18 protein-coding genes are annotated in these 17,058 nt (G+C 21.8%); 17 read left to right on the plus strand and 1 reads right to left on the minus strand.

Annotated elements, in window-relative coordinates:
* The first annotated feature begins 111 nt into the window (after window positions 1–111).
* From J2S18_RS07750 to J2S18_RS07790, 10 genes are all read left to right on the plus strand, one after another.
* Window positions 112–234 carry a hypothetical protein gene (locus J2S18_RS07750; protein ID WP_307485358.1) on the plus strand — a complete coding sequence of 41 codons (123 nt, stop codon included), beginning with the start codon at window positions 112–114 and terminating at the stop codon, window positions 232–234.
* Between the two features lie 260 nt (window positions 235–494).
* Window positions 495–2,339, plus strand: a complete 1,845-nt coding sequence (locus tag J2S18_RS07755) for a YcaO-like family protein (RefSeq protein ID WP_307485360.1) — start codon at window positions 495–497, stop codon at window positions 2,337–2,339.
* 60 nt (window positions 2,340–2,399) lie between these two features.
* On the plus strand, window positions 2,400–2,555 hold the full coding sequence (locus J2S18_RS07760; RefSeq protein WP_307485362.1) for a hypothetical protein: 156 nt from the start codon (window positions 2,400–2,402) through the stop codon (window positions 2,553–2,555).
* Window positions 2,556–2,633: 78 nt separating this feature from the next.
* The gene (locus J2S18_RS07765; protein WP_307485365.1) at window positions 2,634–2,822 is read left to right on the plus strand and encodes a hypothetical protein; all 189 of its coding nucleotides are present in this window, start codon (window positions 2,634–2,636) and stop codon (window positions 2,820–2,822) included.
* Window positions 2,823–2,916: 94 nt separating this feature from the next.
* Window positions 2,917–3,954 (plus strand): site-2 protease family protein, encoded by a 1,038-nt coding sequence (locus J2S18_RS07770; RefSeq protein ID WP_307485368.1) that lies wholly within the window; start codon window positions 2,917–2,919, stop codon window positions 3,952–3,954.
* A gap of 432 nt (window positions 3,955–4,386) precedes the next feature.
* A complete protein-coding gene (locus J2S18_RS16400) occupies window positions 4,387–5,115 on the plus strand; it encodes a CPBP family intramembrane glutamic endopeptidase (protein WP_370873783.1) in 729 nt (242 codons plus the stop codon).
* Window positions 5,116–5,139: 24 nt separating this feature from the next.
* Window positions 5,140–5,451 carry a DUF6442 family protein gene (locus tag J2S18_RS07775; protein WP_307485369.1) on the plus strand — a complete coding sequence of 104 codons (312 nt, stop codon included), beginning with the start codon at window positions 5,140–5,142 and terminating at the stop codon, window positions 5,449–5,451.
* Between the two features lie 8 nt (window positions 5,452–5,459).
* Window positions 5,460–5,696 carry a helix-turn-helix transcriptional regulator gene (locus J2S18_RS07780; RefSeq protein ID WP_307485372.1) on the plus strand — a complete coding sequence of 79 codons (237 nt, stop codon included), beginning with the start codon at window positions 5,460–5,462 and terminating at the stop codon, window positions 5,694–5,696.
* Window positions 5,697–5,700: 4 nt separating this feature from the next.
* Complete coding sequence (locus tag J2S18_RS07785) at window positions 5,701–6,576, plus strand: ATP-binding cassette domain-containing protein (protein ID WP_307485373.1); 876 nt, start codon at window positions 5,701–5,703, stop codon at window positions 6,574–6,576.
* Window positions 6,560–7,348, plus strand: a complete 789-nt coding sequence (locus tag J2S18_RS07790) for an ABC-2 transporter permease family protein (protein ID WP_307485376.1) — start codon at window positions 6,560–6,562, stop codon at window positions 7,346–7,348. Before J2S18_RS07785 ends, J2S18_RS07790 begins: the two co-directional genes overlap by 17 nt.
* Before the next feature lie 1,147 nt (window positions 7,349–8,495).
* Here the strand turns inward: J2S18_RS07790 and J2S18_RS07795 are convergent.
* The gene (locus J2S18_RS07795; RefSeq protein WP_307485378.1) at window positions 8,496–9,209 is read right to left on the minus strand and encodes a hypothetical protein; all 714 of its coding nucleotides are present in this window, start codon (window positions 9,207–9,209) and stop codon (window positions 8,496–8,498) included.
* Between the two features lie 600 nt (window positions 9,210–9,809).
* On the opposite strand from J2S18_RS07795, the gene J2S18_RS07800 reads away from it, so the two are divergent.
* The 7 genes from J2S18_RS07800 (at window position 9,810) to dapF (ending at window position 16,812) form a co-directional block, all read left to right on the plus strand.
* The gene (locus J2S18_RS07800; protein WP_307485380.1) at window positions 9,810–10,205 is read left to right on the plus strand and encodes a hypothetical protein; all 396 of its coding nucleotides are present in this window, start codon (window positions 9,810–9,812) and stop codon (window positions 10,203–10,205) included.
* Window positions 10,206–10,575: 370 nt separating this feature from the next.
* Window positions 10,576–11,565 (plus strand): radical SAM protein, encoded by a 990-nt coding sequence (locus tag J2S18_RS07805; RefSeq protein ID WP_307485383.1) that lies wholly within the window; start codon window positions 10,576–10,578, stop codon window positions 11,563–11,565.
* Between the two features lie 27 nt (window positions 11,566–11,592).
* Window positions 11,593–12,486, plus strand: a complete 894-nt coding sequence (locus J2S18_RS07810; protein ID WP_307485385.1) for an NAD(P)-dependent oxidoreductase — start codon at window positions 11,593–11,595, stop codon at window positions 12,484–12,486.
* 28 nt (window positions 12,487–12,514) lie between these two features.
* A complete protein-coding gene (locus J2S18_RS07815; protein WP_307485386.1) occupies window positions 12,515–13,468 on the plus strand; it encodes an ATP-grasp domain-containing protein in 954 nt (317 codons plus the stop codon).
* A 29-nt stretch (window positions 13,469–13,497) separates the two neighbouring features.
* Entirely contained in the window at window positions 13,498–14,715 is a 1,218-nt protein-coding gene (locus J2S18_RS07820) for an ATP-grasp domain-containing protein (RefSeq protein WP_307485388.1), read from the plus strand.
* 31 nt (window positions 14,716–14,746) lie between these two features.
* Window positions 14,747–15,961: an MFS transporter gene (locus J2S18_RS07825; RefSeq protein ID WP_307485391.1), complete on the plus strand. Its 1,215-nt coding sequence runs from the start codon at window positions 14,747–14,749 to the stop codon at window positions 15,959–15,961.
* The gene (gene dapF / locus J2S18_RS07830; protein WP_307485393.1) at window positions 15,958–16,812 is read left to right on the plus strand and encodes a diaminopimelate epimerase; all 855 of its coding nucleotides are present in this window, start codon (window positions 15,958–15,960) and stop codon (window positions 16,810–16,812) included. The genes J2S18_RS07825 and dapF overlap by 4 nt, the downstream gene beginning before the upstream one ends.
* Window positions 16,813–17,058: the final 246 nt, after the last annotated feature.

Consider the following 17,058-nt stretch of genomic DNA (forward strand, 5'->3'; position numbering starts at 1 on the left):
ACAAAATAGAAATAAAAGGTGTTCCCTAGGGACACCTTTTTAAATTAACTAATTTAAAAAATCTAGCCTAGAAACAACTATAAAAAATATGGAGTAGAATTATGGAAATAAATGAAAAATTTGGAAGAAGAAGTTTATAAATTTGCAGAAGAAGTTGAAATATTTTTAGAAATACTAAATAGAACTACAATACAAAGTAAATATAAAAATGAACTTGATGATATAGAAAGATAAAAGAGTAAATTAAAAAAATAAAAATTATATTAATTAATGGTGAAAAATATAACTTGTGCGTTAAAAGTAAAATATTATAAATATTTATTGATATCAAAAAAATATGTAATATATTTAAAAAAATATGTAATATAAAATGAGTTGTTTAGTATATTATTCAATATACAGATACAAAAATTTATTTAACATCTAAATGTAAACGTTGAATTAAATTTGAAAAGATATATACTCTAGGTATATTTAAAGAAAGGTTTGATTATATGGGATTATACGAACAACATTTTAAAGAAATTACTCCGGATAAAACTATAGAGAAATTACTAGGAATTTTAAGTGATATAAATATAGAGTTAGAAGAACATTGGGAAAAAGAAAGTTCAATAGGGACATATTCTTTAAGATTGACATTTAAAGGCACTGATATTGGAACTAATGGAAAAGGAGTAAATAAAGAATATGCTAGAGCTAGTGCATATGCTGAATTTTTTGAAAGATATCAAAACAATATGCTCACAAATTTTTATATAAAATTACAGGATGATGATAGCAATCAAGAAGAAGTAAATATATGTATTGAGCCAGATTCTAAATATTTAACAGCTGAAGAAATAATAAATCAGGAAGATCCATTTATTGAATATTATTTTTCAATAAGAGGAATGGAAAATAGTACATATAATGATAAGGTTAAAAATTTTAAAAATATAAATAAATTTGAATATATGCTTACTGGAAAAGAAAATAAGTTCTTGTGTTTACCTTTTTATGATTGCTATAATGATAAAATTTATTATTTACCTAAACATATATATTTTAATTTTTATGGAAGTAATGGTATGGCAGCAGGTAATACAGTTGCTGAAGCATTAGTACAAGGATTCTCTGAAATTATAGAAAGAATAGCTCAAAAAAGGATTTTCAATGAAAGACCTACTTTACCTGATATTCCAATTAAATATTTAAAAGAATATCCTAATATATATGATATGTTTTTAAAAATAAATGAATTAAAAGGATATAGAGCAATTATTAAGGATTGTTCATTTGGAGGAAAGTATCCTGCAGCAGCATTAGTAGTAATTAATAAAAATACTGGTAAGTATGGAGTTAAACTTGGGTGCCATCCTAATTATGGCATAGCAATGGAGCGAGCATTTACAGAATCTGCCCAAGGAAATGATATAACTGAATACGCGAATAGAAGTGAACTAGATTTTTATAATACAATAGTTGATAATGAAAAAAATATTGAAAATAGTTTTAAAACAGGATTAGCACAATACCCATATGAATTATTTGGAAAAAATTGTTCTTATAAATTTACTCCTATGAATAATTTTGAAGATATAGATAACAAATCATTACTTAAAAGTATAATTTATGAGATTAAGAAAGAAGGATATCATGTTTTAATTAGGAATTCATCTAATTTAGGATTTCCATCATTTCATATAATTATTCCGGGATTATCAGAATTACGTTTAGGAACTGATTCTGAACTTAGAGCAATGAATACAAGAGCGTTTGTTACTTCATTGTTAATGGAACCTAGATTGATAAATAAAAAAAATTGTAAATATATAATAGCTTGCTTTGGATATTTTGCTAATAATACAATGAATAATACTTTAAAATCTTATTATCCTGAAGTTGAAAATTTAGAATTACCGTCTGAAAAATATTATAGTGGTATATTATATTTTTCGGCTATGTGTTATGTGTTATTAGAAGAATATAATGAAGCTTATAAAAATATAAGATTAACACTTCAAAATGCTATAAAATTTGGTGCTGAGCCTAATGAGAGAATTAAATTAGATATTATGTCAAAATATTTAGCTGCAATGGATCAAATTAAAGATCATAATAAAGTAATTAATTACTTAAAAAATTGGTATGATAATGATTGGTGCCAATATATAGATAGATTGTTTTCAAATAAAACAGAACTTTTTATAAGTCAATATCCTGATTGTACGAATTGGAGAGAAAATGAAAATTTTAAGTCAGAAAGAGTTATGTTGGAAGCATTAAAAGAATTAAGAAGAAGGCAAATAAATAACTATATTAAGCAGTCAGATGTGAAAGAGTTAATATTTAGTTAAATTAAATAAAGGTAGCTACTCGCATTAATTTATTATATTAGTGAAAGGAAGTGATTTATAATGAATAATTTAGAAAATTTAGGATTAATGGAAGAAGAAGATATTTCAAAATTTTCTGTACTTAAGGAAGAGGAAATGGATATGACATCTCCTGTATGGTCTAATGTATTAAAAACTGTTTTAGCAGCAGGTGGGGTTGCATCAGTATTTTTATAATTGAAAAATAATTAAAATATAAAAGTATTTTGCGAGTTTTAGTTATATAATTGTTAGGTTTAAGAAAGGAGTGATTTGGTGGAAAATTCCAAAAAATTAGGATTAATGACGGATGATGAGGTAAAAAAATCATCTAAATTTAATATAACTGAAGAAGATATTATAGATCCAACTGGAGTTAATTGGAGAACTGGAGCAAAAGCAGCACTTGCTGCTGGAAGTGCAGCAGCAGTATGGCTTCCAGCAGCAGCAGCAGCAGTTGTATAGGTTTATTTAATGGTGAAACATTCTCATTATTTCTTATAAATATGAGAATGTTTTATTATTAAATAGAATAGTTAAGTAAAATGAGGGGATACAAATGAATAAAGAAGATATAAATGTGCATAATTATTGTCCTATTAAAGGAAGACATATTATAGAATTTGATTCTGAAGAAAATAAAGGAATAATATTTAATAAGAATAAAAAAAAATCATATATTTTGGGAACGGAAGAATTTAAAGTATTTAAAAAATTAGATGGAAGAAGAAGTATAAATCAGTTACAAAAAGAATGTAATTACTATACAATTGATGATATATGTAGTTTAATAATAGAATTTCATAAATTAGGAATCTTAAATGAAGAAGAGGATGATTATGAAAAAATAAAAATAAGTAATATAAAAATTCCTTTATTTTGCCCAGACAAAAAAATGGATGAAATTAAAAATATAATAAAAGTCTTTTCAAATATAATTAAATATGTAAGTTTACCAATTTTTATATGTGGTATATATAAATTTGACTTTGAAAATTTTTATAAAGCAATAAAACATTTTTCACTAATAGAATCAGGTATAATTTCTTTTGTATTTATGATTATAGTAGTAGCATTACATGAATTAGGTCATGCTATTGTTGCAAAAAATAATGGGGCATATGTACCTGAAATAGGAATAATGCTTTATTATTTGTTACCAGTTGCCTATACAACTGTTTGTGGAACTCAAATTTTAAAAAAGAAAAAAAAAATAGAAATATTATTAGCTGGAATAGAAGTGAATTTATTTTTATTAGGAATAACAATGTTTTTAATTAAAATATTACCAAAAGGATATGAAAATATAATATTGATTTCATTAATATTATCAAACATTATACCTATTTTAAGCAATATATCTATATTTTATAAATTTGATTTTTACTATATATTACAAGAATTATTGGAAGAATATAAATTAAAAGAAAATTCAGACAAATTTATTAAGAATATTATAAAAGGAAAATCATTTATAAAAATATCTAATGAAAAAAAATTAATGTATATTTTATATTCTTCTATTTCATCAGTATGCGAATATATTCTGATAATTTTTATTGTATTATCTATTTTTAAATATTTTATAAACAAATAGAAAGGAGAGAGAGATGTTAAAAAATAATATATTTATTAGGTTTTTTTTAGTAATAATTTCTTCAATAATTTCCTCAATAATTTATTTAAATGGAAGATATATTATAGCTATTACTTTAATGATTATTATTTGTAATTTAATGAGCCTTATTGCTAAGAAACCTTTGTATGAAACAACTAAATTGACATTTTTATATTCTATGATTATGGGAATTATACTAATAGGTATCGTAGGTGTTTTTGGTATATTAAAAACAAAACTTGGTTTGATTTCTCTCTGTTTAGTATACGAAATAGGATTTCTTATCATAAGTATATTCTCTATTTTTAATATTATTTTATCATATTTATTAAAAAAAATTAAATTAGGTGAAAGATTATGAATAATTGCATGAAGAAAAACTTATTTAATTTGTTATTAGGGTTTAGTATAATGTTTGGACTATATTGGTTATTTAAATATTATGTGTTATCTATAAATTTAAAAAATAAAGATTTGATTTCATATGCTATATTATATGGACCAGGTTTTCTGATTTTATATTTATTTACAAAAAATATTTGTAAAATTAGATTAAAGTATCATAAATTAAGTTTTTCAGAATTTATTAAATATTTTATTATTCAGACTGGTATAGGAATTATTATATTAAGTATAGGTAATATAATATTGTTTAAGTTAGGATATTATAAAGGTTTAAATATAAAAGGTTTTAACTTGATATATTATATCCAATTAATACTAATTGCACCGTTTTTTGAAGAGATTATTTTTAGAAAGTATATATTGTCTAAAGCCATTATATTTGGTAAGAGACAAGGAGTATTAATTACATCTATATTATTTTCAATTGTACATATAGTATCACAAGGTTGTATAGAAGCAATATATACATTTATGTTATCAATAGTATGGTGCCATGTAATTTTAAAAACAAATAATTTGAAATATACATTTTTTTTACATTCTTTATCGAATATATCATTATTTATTTTGCCAAATTTGTGTTATAAATATTTATATTTATCTATAATGTATAGGATTATTTTTTATATTATAATACCAATTTTAATGATATCAATATTAAAAAATAAAATAAAAAGTAAAAAAAACTATACAAAAAGTAAAAAAAACTATACAAAAAGTAAAAAAGTAGTATAATATATTGTAGAAAGAGGTGGAGATATGAATAAAGAAGAAATATTAAAAAAAAATAAATCAAAAGATAAAAAAGATGAATATGAAGTAAGAGAAAAAGAAAAATCAGGGATAGTAATGGTAATTGCTATATTTATATTAAGTTGTTTGATTGGTATAGTAAGAATTATACGACATGAAAATATACTTGATTTATGTGTTATTTTTCCAGGAGCAATTGCTGTTCAAAATTTTTATATGTTTAGTAAGTGCAAAAAAATAATGTTTTATTTAATTCCAGCTATTATTGCAACAATAGCTACTGTAATATGTTTTATAGGATATTGTATAAAAGGATAGGTGGCGTAATGAGCAAGAAAAAGGACAACTTAATTATAAAAAACAGAATAAAATTAGCTAGAGTTGAAAGAAATATTACTCAAAAAGAATTGGCTGAGTTAGTAGGGGTTTCTCGACAGACGATTGTTTATATAGAACAATGTAAATTTTATCCATCAATAAAACTATCACTTTTACTAGGTTTAGCATTAGATAAAAAAATTGAAGAGTTGTTTTATTTTTTTTATGATGAAGGAGATGCATAACGTTATGGAAAATATTATTGAAATTAAAAATGTAACTAAAATATATAAAAATAAAAATATATTAAAAAATATAACATTAAAAATTGATAGGGAAAGCATATATGGACTTATTGGGAAAAATGGTGCTGGAAAAACTACATTATTAAAAATAATATGTGGGTTAATTAAAGTAAGTAGTGGAATTGTTAAATTAGATAATGATCTTAGGATTGGATCATTAATAGAAAATCCAGGGCTATTACCTAATTTAACAGCTTTTGATAACATAAAAATTAAATGTATAGCATATGGTATTGATGATACACATTATATAGAAGATTTATTAAACTTAATTGGATTAAAATATGCAAAAGATATAAAGATAAAACAATTTTCGCTTGGAATGAAACAGAGACTTGGTATTGCATTAGCATTAGTTGGTAATCCAGATATATTAGTTTTAGATGAACCTATAAATGGGCTAGATCCACAAGGTATTGTTGAAGTGAGAAATCTATTAATTAGATTAAATAAAGAAAAACATATGACCATAATAATATCTAGTCATATTTTAGAGGAATTATCCAAAATAGTAACTGATTATGGAATTATAAATAATGGAAAATTAATGATAAGTGAGAGTAAAAGCAAATTACAAAATAGATGTATAACAAAATATGAAATTTTATCAAAAGAAAAAGATACTATAAAGAAAATATTTTTTAAAGAAAATATAGAGTTTAATAATGATACTATAAAAATAGCTACAAATGAAAATATAGAAAAAGTATTAGACGCAAATTTGAAATATGAATATAGATTAAAGGTACTAAAAAAAGAAACATTAGAAGAAGTATATTTGCGTATTATAGGAGGTGACCATAATGAAAAATCTTATTAAAATGGATTTTTTTATTACTAAAAAAAATAAAGCAACTTGGATAATACCTACTTTTGTAATAATAATGTCTATTATATCGCTATATATATCATTTAAGTCAAATGAATCAAGTACTATGAAATCAATTATGACTCAGGTCAACTTTAATAGAAATAATCCAACATTTATACAATGTTGTACAGATCTATTAACAGGAAATTTTTTAACATTATTTATATTGATATTTGTTACATTAGTTCAAGGACAAGAGTATAGTAGTGGGTATATAAAAAATATTTATGGATTAGTAAAAGAAAAATATAAATTGTTAATACCTAAATATATAATTATTTTAGGATTTGTAATTTTATTAATTATAACAACAGTGGTTTCAGTTATAATTGGAAGATTATTTTTTTTAGATTATAATAAATTAGGAGATTTTCAATTGTATTTTAAATTTATGTTAACACAACTTTTTTTAAACTTCGTTTTTGGTGTTGGAGTTTTATGTACAACTGTTATTTTTAAAAAGGTTAATATAGCATTATCTATAGGAATAGTATATTTAATGTTTTTTTCAGATATGTTATACTCTTTTATAAATAATCTTTTTAAAACATATAAATTTAAAATAGATAATTATATGCTTTTGGGAAATATAACTAATTTACGTATTGATTCTAGTAATAATGAATATTTAAGAAGTATTATTGTAGGATCAGTATTTTTATGCATATTTATTTTAATAGCTAGTATAGTTATATCAAAAAAAGATTTAAAAATTGAATAATAATTAAATTTTTAAATCTTTTTTTGATAGATAGAGTGAATTACAAAAAATTATTTGCTTTGAAATATTATAGAAAATTGTATTAGTTTCGCTATATTTATTTTCAAGAGAGCTAAAAAATATTATAAATAAGATAGTAATTAGACTAATATTGTTATTTGAGGATTATACTAATTATTCTAAGTATATTTTATTTCAAATTATATATAAATAGTATGAAAAAATATTTTATTTATAGAATAAATTTCTTCGTATTAATGATGATTTTAAATAAAAACTAATAAGTAAGTTAATGAATATGAAATAAATTGAATGCATTGGAAATTAATATAAAATAGTAGCTGATAAATAACCCAAAACTCAATAAAAAATCTATAATAAGAATACAAAAAAGTATTTTTTTATAAGTAAACTAAAAATAAATTACACACTTAAAAGCCATTTGGACAAAAATTTACCTATAATTATAGATATTACCCTAATTATTTTCTTATTCTATTATAATATTCTCTTTTTCTTAAAATTTCTTATATTATATTTTAAGTATTTACAAAAATAAGATATGTTAACTATATAAGAAAGTTTTATTAGAAAAAAATTATATAAGTAAGATAGAAAAAGAAATAGATAGATTTAAAATTTAATTAAATAATTTAAAAGATAAAATAATATTTAAAAATTTGTTAATTATTTCAATTTGAAATAGTTTTAAATTAAAAATTATATTAAAATATAAGTATAAATTTAATATTAAGTGAGGTGAATATGTAATGATAGATACAAAACTATTTTTTAATATACTTCTTTTAATAATAATAATTTTTTTGATAATTTATTTTTTATTTGGAATGATACTATTTTTTAAACATAAATTTAATTCTTTAAGTATGTATTTATTTCTGACCAAAGATAATATAGATATTTTAAAAGAAAAAAATAATTTAAATTATAAATATTTAAATATTTTAATTGCTGTTCAAACAATTTTAGTTATTGATATCTTGTTTATCTTTATGTATATATTTAATAATTTTAATGATAGAACTATTAATTATATTTTAATAGTATTTTTATTTATTTTAAGATATATTTCTAATAAAATAATAAAAAAATACTTAGTCTAATTTTAGACTAAGTATTTTTTTCTTTAAGCTGGAGTTATTGTTGCTGGAATGTATAAAACGCAATTTAAGAATACGCCACGTCCTTTATCAACTTTACTCATTGCCCAAAAAATTGCAGTTCCATATAAAGATATTGGTCCTAAAAATTTTGTTGATAGAGATACTCCATGTTTGGCTAAAAATTTACCAATTGATTTTCCAGCAGTTCCTGCTGTTAAGCCACCAATAGTAAATGCATCATTAAGATCTCCTACTGCTTTGTGAGAGAAGAAGACTTTTGCACCCCACCATGTATATTCAATGTCAATATATTTACTTGTTGAAATAAGCATCATAAATTTATTATTTGGATTTTTATTTATATTTTCGTAGACAGATACTTTTATAGAATTTTTAGAATTATATACAAGTATATTAGGATTATTTTTTATTTTATTTATATTTTTAAGTTCATTATTAGTATTATTTATATATTGTTTTACTGTATTATACTCGTTTTCTGTTAAGTTAAGTTTGGCTTCATTAGATAAATAGAATTGATTATTTTTCAATTTAACATACGGATTTGCTTTTGATATTGTATCCTGAGATAATTGTTCAGTTTTTTTTGATAATATTTCATTCGTCAATGTTTTTGAAGTGTTTTTATTTAATTCTGAAGCATATACTGGTGTAAAGCCTAGTGATGATAGTCCAAGGGTGAAAAGTAAAGTTAAAGAAATAAGTTTTTTCTTCATTTTAAAACCTCCTTGAATATAGCTTTTTTATTTAATTATAGCTAACGAAAGACATAATTAAAATGGTTCAATAAAAACGTTAACAATTATTTTGAAAAATTTAATATTTATTTACTAAATAGATAGTTTTTACCTAATTTAAAATGAACTTTTTATTTATATTATTGTTTTTGATTATTTGATAAAAGTTATAGTAAAAGGCCTATTATATAAGATAAAGTAAGTGATATATAATTGAGCTTTAAATATATTTATAAATATTTATTTATATATTTTTTTCAAATATTTTTGCAAATTTTGAAGGCAGCAAGATAGATAATGTAGAATTTATAGGTTCAAATATAAAAGGAATGAAAATTGATGCAAAGGAATTATAAAGAATTAATATACAGATAAAAGAAGAATTAAGTTTGCATAATGAAGCTAATGCAATTTTAAAAACAAATAAGAATAAAGAAAAAAGCAAAGAAAAAAATAATGATTATGAACTTGAAATGTAAGAGCGAATAAATAAAAGGTGTTCCCCGGGGACACCTTTTTAAATTAACTAGGCTAAAAGATTTAGCCTAGAATAGCTGCAAAAAATAGGAAGCGAAATTTATGGAAAAAACTGGAGATAGGTTTTTAAAAGAAGAAGTTTATAAATTTGCGAAAGAAGTTGAAATATTTTTAGAAATGCTAAATGGAACTATAATACAAAGTAAATATAAAAATGAACTTCATAATATAGAAAGACAAAAGAGTAAATTAGAAAAATTAGTATCAGATTTTAAACCTAGCATATACGAAGAATATTCAATGAAAACTAAAAGAGCATATGAAGAAATGTTATATGCTAAAAGAGAATTTGAGAGAGTTAAAAAAGAAAAATGTTTTAAGGAAGTTATTGAAGAAAAGGAATTAATATATAAAGAGAAAGCTAATAAATATGAAGATATAAAGGAGTATAGAAATAAATTAAAAGAAGTATTATTAAATGAAGAAAAAAAGAATTAATTAAAAGAATTATACCTAAGTTTGTTGACTTTAAAGCTCGAAATTTTATGTAAGTTATCAAAGTGATAATACTGTAAATATTAATTATATAATATAAAAAAGTCTTTATAAATTTAAAATGATAGATAGATAAAATTTTAACAGAGTGTGAAATAATATTAAGTACTATTTTAAAATAAGAAAAAATTATATATTTAAAGGAAAAATACTTTAAGGTAAAATAAAATATTTTAATAGAATTAATAATTAGCATTTAAATATTAAATTAATATTAATATTTAAATGCTAATTTATTTGACTGTTTTTGTGAAAAAATATAACATGAAATCGTTATAAAAAATATATTAAATTAAGATTAGAGGGATATATTATGAATAAACAAAATATCATTTTCAAAAAATGTGAGGATGATAATATAAAAATTCGTCCACATTGTAATTCAAAATTTTGTAATCAAAAAATATTAGAAGTAAATCCAGCAATAGGTTGTGAGTTTCAGTGTCAATATTGTTGTGTATATACACAAGAAGAAGAAAATAAATTTTCAAAAATTATAGTATATGAAGATTATGCTGATATGCTTGAAAAATATATACAAGATAATATTGATGTTGTAAAAGACTATTATTTTTTCTTATCTTTTGAATCAGATTGTTTTCAGGATATATTGATTTCAACAGGAATTACTAGTAGTATATTAGAAATATTTTTAAAATATAATTTAAAATATTTTATATTAACTAAAGGAAAATTACCAAACTCTCAAATAAAAGATTTATTGATTAAAACTAAAAAATTTGGACAAGTAATTGTTAATGATACCATGCCTGATGAAAAATATAGAGCTATTCTTGAACCTAATACTGCTACATTAGAAGAAAGATATAACTTAGTTAAATTTTGTTTAGACAATGATATTTATACTACAATTTCATTCTCACCAATTTTTCCATTTGAAAATATTGATTATATAAAAAGAAAAATTGATATGTATTCTAGGATTGGAATAAATCATTTTAGATTGGATATGCTAGAGCTTTCATTTGATAGTTATAATAAAGTTCTAAATTTAATACCTGAATGTAGGGAACATTTTAATAATTTGTATATGGATAAAAATTCAACAGAGAATATATGGAAAGTTCCTAATGAAAATAAGAGGATAAAAAGATATAAACCTAATGAAGAATATATGTTTAATATATATAATGATATAAAACAATATATAAAATGTTTAGATAATAACATAACAGTTAGTATATGTGATGGAGTTGCATTAACTAATGTTTTATTAAAAAATTTTAATCGTGAAGCTTATGATAATGGAATCAATTGTATGGGAATCAATTTAAGAAAATAATTTTTTTGTAGTTATTAGGAGGATGTTATGAGGTTATTAATTTTAGGAGATTTAACTATTACAAGTAATCAAGAAAAAAAATTAAAAGAATTGGTCGATGATATTGTATATTGTAGAAATAAAGTTGAGGGTGTAACTGGTATTATAGAATCAGCTGATTATATTTTTTGTTGCAATTTTAATCTTACACCATATATTGACTTTTTAAAAAATTCTAAAATTGTTATTATGGCTGAAACAGGAATAGTTAATATAGATATAAATAAATCAAGAAAAAATAATATAAATATATGTAATTTAGAAACTTATTCATGTGATGCAGTAACTCAATATATTATTTATAATATATTAAAAGAAATAAGACCTTGGAATGAATATTATTCTAACACTTTTTCAAGAAAAAATATTTTTAAATATCAATCAAAAGGAATTGAAGGGTTAACAGTTGGTATATTAGGATATGGAGTTATAGGAAAGAAATTAGCTAAAATATTAAATGCATATGGATGCAATGTTTTAGCTAATTCAAGAAAAAAATTTAAATCAAATTATGCAAATTATTCATCAAAAAATGATATATTTAAGTATTCAGATGTTATTGTTATTTGTTGTAGTTTAAATGAGTCATCAAAAAATATGATAGATATAAATTTATTAAATAAAATAAAAAAGGATTCTATATTGATATCTATATCTATAAGAGAAGTTTTTAATAATAAAGATTTATATTTGTTTTTAAAACAAAGGGAAGATGTTAAATCATATTTAGATTTTGATGTTAATAAAAATGATGAAAAATTTGATGATTTAATTAATGTTAATATAACACCTCATATAGCATTTCATACACAAGAAACAATAATAAATAGAACAAATAGTTGTATAGAAAAATTAGAAAAATTCATTTTAAAAAATAAATAATAAATTCTTTATAAGAGAGATGATTTCAATGAAAATAGAGGTTATTGCTACAGAAGTATCAAACTTTAATGAAACAGGATTTGGCTCTATAGAGAGTTGTTTTAATGTTTATAAAGCAATAAAAAAAGTATATTCAAAAACAATTTTTAATATAGTGAAAACTAAAAATGACTTAGAAAAAATAGTTAATAGGAAACCTGAATTGGTAATATTTGGGTTTAAATATATTATTGATGGTAATAAAAAAATTTGGATGAGTGATTATTTTGAAAAAAATAATATAAATTTTATTGGAACTAATATGAAAAATTTATATTATGATTCTAATAAAATAAAGGCAAAAGATAAATTAATAATGAATAGTATTAATACACCAAAATATAAAATTGTTAATCCGGAAGTAGAAAAAACTGAAATTGAAGAATTGAAATTTCCGCTTTTTGTAAAACCTATTGATGCTGCATGTAGCTTTGGAATCGACAATAAATCGTTAGTTAAAAATTTTAATGAGTTAAAAACAAAAGTTTCTGACATATATATGAAATTTAATCAACAATCACTTGTAGAAGAATTTTTACCAGGAAGAGAGTTTACTGTTGCAATAATAGGTAATGGGGATGACTTGAGGGTAATGCCAATTGAATTATCAAGTAGTATAAATGATAAAAAAAATAAATTTTTAACTAGATCAATAAAAGTATCAGATATAGAAAATAAAGAAAGAATTTCTAATATTAATATAAAAAAAGAAGTAGTAAAATTAGCAAGAAAATCTTTTAATATATTAAAAGCAAGAGATTTTGCAAGAATAGATATAAAGTTTGATTCAAATAATAATGCTAGTTTTATAGAAATAAATATGGTTCCTGGAATGACAAAAGGTAGAAGTTATTTTCCGATAGCATGTGAAAAAAATTGTGGTATGTCATATGATGAAACTGTATTAGCTATACTTAATGCTGGGATTAAAAGATTATCATAATAAATAAATTTATAGGAGTTGAGTTTAGAGTGAAAACATTGTTAATTGTAGAAAAAAATCCATCTGGGTCTTTAGCATTAAAAAAAGCAAAAGAAAGAGGATTATATGTTATATATATAGGTTCAAATAAATATAAAAAAATTACTAAATCTGATGAAAAATACTTAGATAAGATAATAAATATAGATATAAATAATGTTCAAAGTGTAATAAAAAAATGTATTGAATTGAATGAAGTAAATAAAATTGATGGAGTTGTAACATTTTTAGATTACAATGTTCCTTTAGTAGCTCAAATAGCAGAAAAATTGAACTTACCTAGAATTAATTATTTAAATGCTATTAATGTGAGAAATAAATTTTTTATGAGAGAAGCACTGTTAAAAAGAAATATTTCTATTCCTAAATTTAAAAAAGTAAATTCATATGAAGATATAAATGAATTTATATCTTCATATGGCTTTCCTAATATAATAAAACCTGTAAATATGTGTGCTAGTAGAAATATATTTATAAATAATGATGAAAATGAATTATACAAAAATTTTAATGTGCTAAAAAATGCCTATCCTCCTTTTGGTGTAAAAAGAGAAAATTATATACTGATTGAAGAATATATGTATGGCCAAGAGTTTAGTGTTGAGTCAATAACATATGATGGAGAAACAAATGTTATTGCAATAACAAAGAAATACATTAATGGAAATGAAAATTTTGTTGAAATAGGACATACTACACCAATAAAACTTTCTAAAAAGCTGGAACATTCAATAAAAAATATAACCTGTGATGCAATAAAAGCACTAGGAATTAATCAAGGAGTAACACATACTGAAATAAAACTTACTAATGGTGGATTTAAAATAGTTGAGGTAGCTGCTAGACCAGGAGGCGATAGGATACCTGAATTAGTTGAATTATCTACTGGTATAGATTTATTTAATTCTGCAATATCGATAGCATTAGGAGAAAAACCTAAAATAAATAGAAAAAAAAATTTAGTTGCAGCTATAAAATTTATTATAGGAAAACCTGGAATTTTAAAAAGTATTAGTGGGATTGATAATATAAGAAAATGTAACAATATTTACGATATAGAGATTGAAAAAAAAATTGGAGATAAGATAAATAAATTAGAGTGTAGCGGTGATAGAATAGGAAATGTAATAGCATTAGGAAAAGATGAATTAGATGCTGAATGCCTAGTATTAAATGCTATAAGTAAACTTGATATTGTTATTAATTAATTTAATATAAATAAAATATTAGGAGAACTATATGTTGATTTTAGAAGATTATAAGAAACTATCAAAAGATATATATATTATATTTATTGTTCAATTAATTAATCGTTTTGGCGATTTTGTAGTGCCATTTTTAACTTTGTTTTTCACAGAGAAACTAAATTTACCTATAAATGTTGTAGGTATATTAATAACATTAATATCATTAATATCTTTACCAGCATTTTTTTTGGGGGGGAAACTTTCAGATGTTATAGGACATAAAAAAATTTATATAATTTTTCAATCAATTTCATCAATATTCTTATTTGTAATACCAATAATTAACAATAAATATTTAAAGATATTATTTATTATAATTTCAACTTTTTTTAATAATGCTGCAAGACCTTCTATTAATGGAATTATAATAGAATCTACAAATGAAAAAGAAAGAAAAATAGCTTTTTCATTACAATATATAGGAATAAATTTAGGAGTAGCAATTGGACCTATAGTTGGGGGGTTTTTATTTAATAATTATTTATCTTTAATATTTTTAGGAGATGCATTAACATCATTAATAGCAGTTGTTTTAGTGTTTTTTAATATTGGTAATGCAAATATTAATAAAGATACCTTTAAGTATGTTAAGACAAATAAGGAAGATAGTGAACAGAATCTTTTAAATATATTAAAAAACAAATATAGTATTAAAGTTGTATTAATTATATATACAATATATAGTTTTGTTTATTGCCAGTATAAATTTTCATTACCAATAACTTTAAATTATAAGTTTGGAGATAGTAGTGTTCAATTTTATGGGGTTTTGATGAGTATAAATGCCATTTCGGTAATTTTATTTACTATTTTTATAAATAAAATTACAAATAAATTCAATTCAATAACAAATATAGCTATAGCTGGAATGTTTTATGCATTTGGTTTTGGTTTTATAGGAATAATATCAAAAAAGTTTTTTTTCTTAATATCAACATTATTATGGAGTATAGGAGAAATTTTGATAAGTACAAATTTAAATGTATTTTTAGCTAATAACAGTCCTAGTAAATTTAAAGCAAGAATAAATTCATTAGGAAGTTTCTGTATGAATGTTGGGGTTATTTTAGGAACTTTTTTAGCTGCTAAATATATCAATTCATTTGGAATATCAAACTTTTGGAATTTGATTTTTGTAATTGCTTTGGTAGCATCTATTATATTATTTATATTAAATATTTATATTAAGAGGAGTGTATCAAAATGAATGATTTTGTTAAAATGCAAGGATTAGGAAATGATTATTTAGTATTTGATGAAGAAAAAATTAATTTTAAAGTAAATGAGAAATTCATTAAAAAAGTTTGTAACACGAATTGGGGAATAGGCAGTGATGGAGTATTATTAAAAATTAAATCTAAAAATTTAAAATTTGGATTGAAAATTTTTAATCCAGATGGATCTATTGCTGAAAAAAGTGGTAATGGATTAAGGATTTTTTGTAAATATTTATATGATTATAAATATGTTAAAGATAATAAATTTTTAGTTGAGACAGATGGAGGAATTGTTAAAGCGGAAGTAATTAAAAGCGAAAATGAAAAAGCAAGAATAATTAGTATTGATATGGGAAAAGCCGAGTTTGATTCTAAGCTTATTCCAACAGATTTTGAAGAGAAAATTTCACTTGGGGAAAAAATTATAGTTAAGGATAGAGAATTTTTAGTCAATTGTGTTTCTATAGGAAATCCGCATTGTGTCATTATAGAAAATGAATTGAGTATAGATAAAGTTAAAAAATATGGGAAGTTAATAGAAAATCATAGCAAATTTCCTAATAGAATAAATGTTCAATTTGTAAAGATTATATCAAGAAAAGAAGTTGAAATATTAATATGGGAAAGAGGTGCTGGATTTACATTAGCATCAGGTACTTCATCATGTGCGGTTGTAAGTGTATTAAAAAAATTAGGCTTAGTGGAAAATGAAGTAAAGGTAAATATGATTGGGGGAAATTTAAATATAAAATTAGACGAAAATTATAATATAAAATTAATAGGGGAAGTTAGAAAAATTTGTGATGGAATTATTGATAATGAATTTTTAGAGAGTATATAAAAATGTTATTAATATATAAATTAAATGAAGAAAAAAGCACTAATAAATAAAATTAGTGCTTTTTTCTTCATTGAGGATAGTTAACTATATACTTAGTATATATAGTTAATTTCAAGTATGAATTATAGGTATATGACTTTTTAAAGAAAGAGTAATATTAATTTAGATTGGTCGTTCAAACTACTTAGGTTTTATTTTGCAAATAATTTGATTACAATATAATTGAAAAAATAAAACATAGTACCC

The sequence above is a fragment of the Eubacterium multiforme genome, from assembly GCF_030813415.1.
GTDB lineage: Bacteria > Bacillota > Clostridia > Clostridiales > Clostridiaceae > Clostridium > Clostridium multiforme.

What these genes read in the sequence shown, in the direction of transcription:
- dapF (WP_307485393.1), top strand. Translation starts at nt 15,958, where the DNA reads ATGAATGATTTTGTTAAAATGCAAGGATTAGGAAATGATTATTTAGTA.
- J2S18_RS07785 (WP_307485373.1), top strand. Translation starts at nt 5,701, where the DNA reads ATGGAAAATATTATTGAAATTAAAAATGTAACTAAAATATATAAAAAT.
- J2S18_RS07770 (WP_307485368.1), top strand. Translation starts at nt 2,917, where the DNA reads ATGAATAAAGAAGATATAAATGTGCATAATTATTGTCCTATTAAAGGA.
- J2S18_RS07805 (WP_307485383.1), top strand. Translation starts at nt 10,576, where the DNA reads ATGAATAAACAAAATATCATTTTCAAAAAATGTGAGGATGATAATATA.
- J2S18_RS07750 (WP_307485358.1), top strand. Translation starts at nt 112, where the DNA reads ATGAAAAATTTGGAAGAAGAAGTTTATAAATTTGCAGAAGAAGTTGAA.
- J2S18_RS07810 (WP_307485385.1), top strand. Translation starts at nt 11,593, where the DNA reads ATGAGGTTATTAATTTTAGGAGATTTAACTATTACAAGTAATCAAGAA.
- J2S18_RS07755 (WP_307485360.1), top strand. Translation starts at nt 495, where the DNA reads ATGGGATTATACGAACAACATTTTAAAGAAATTACTCCGGATAAAACT.
- J2S18_RS07790 (WP_307485376.1), top strand. Translation starts at nt 6,560, where the DNA reads ATGAAAAATCTTATTAAAATGGATTTTTTTATTACTAAAAAAAATAAA.
- J2S18_RS07780 (WP_307485372.1), top strand. Translation starts at nt 5,460, where the DNA reads ATGAGCAAGAAAAAGGACAACTTAATTATAAAAAACAGAATAAAATTA.
- J2S18_RS07775 (WP_307485369.1), top strand. Translation starts at nt 5,140, where the DNA reads ATGAATAAAGAAGAAATATTAAAAAAAAATAAATCAAAAGATAAAAAA.
- J2S18_RS07815 (WP_307485386.1), top strand. Translation starts at nt 12,515, where the DNA reads ATGAAAATAGAGGTTATTGCTACAGAAGTATCAAACTTTAATGAAACA.
- J2S18_RS07795 (WP_307485378.1), bottom strand. Translation starts at nt 9,209, where the DNA reads ATGAAGAAAAAACTTATTTCTTTAACTTTACTTTTCACCCTTGGACTA.
- J2S18_RS07800 (WP_307485380.1), top strand. Translation starts at nt 9,810, where the DNA reads ATGGAAAAAACTGGAGATAGGTTTTTAAAAGAAGAAGTTTATAAATTT.
- J2S18_RS07825 (WP_307485391.1), top strand. Translation starts at nt 14,747, where the DNA reads ATGTTGATTTTAGAAGATTATAAGAAACTATCAAAAGATATATATATT.
- J2S18_RS07760 (WP_307485362.1), top strand. Translation starts at nt 2,400, where the DNA reads ATGAATAATTTAGAAAATTTAGGATTAATGGAAGAAGAAGATATTTCA.
- J2S18_RS16400 (WP_370873783.1), top strand. Translation starts at nt 4,387, where the DNA reads ATGTTTGGACTATATTGGTTATTTAAATATTATGTGTTATCTATAAAT.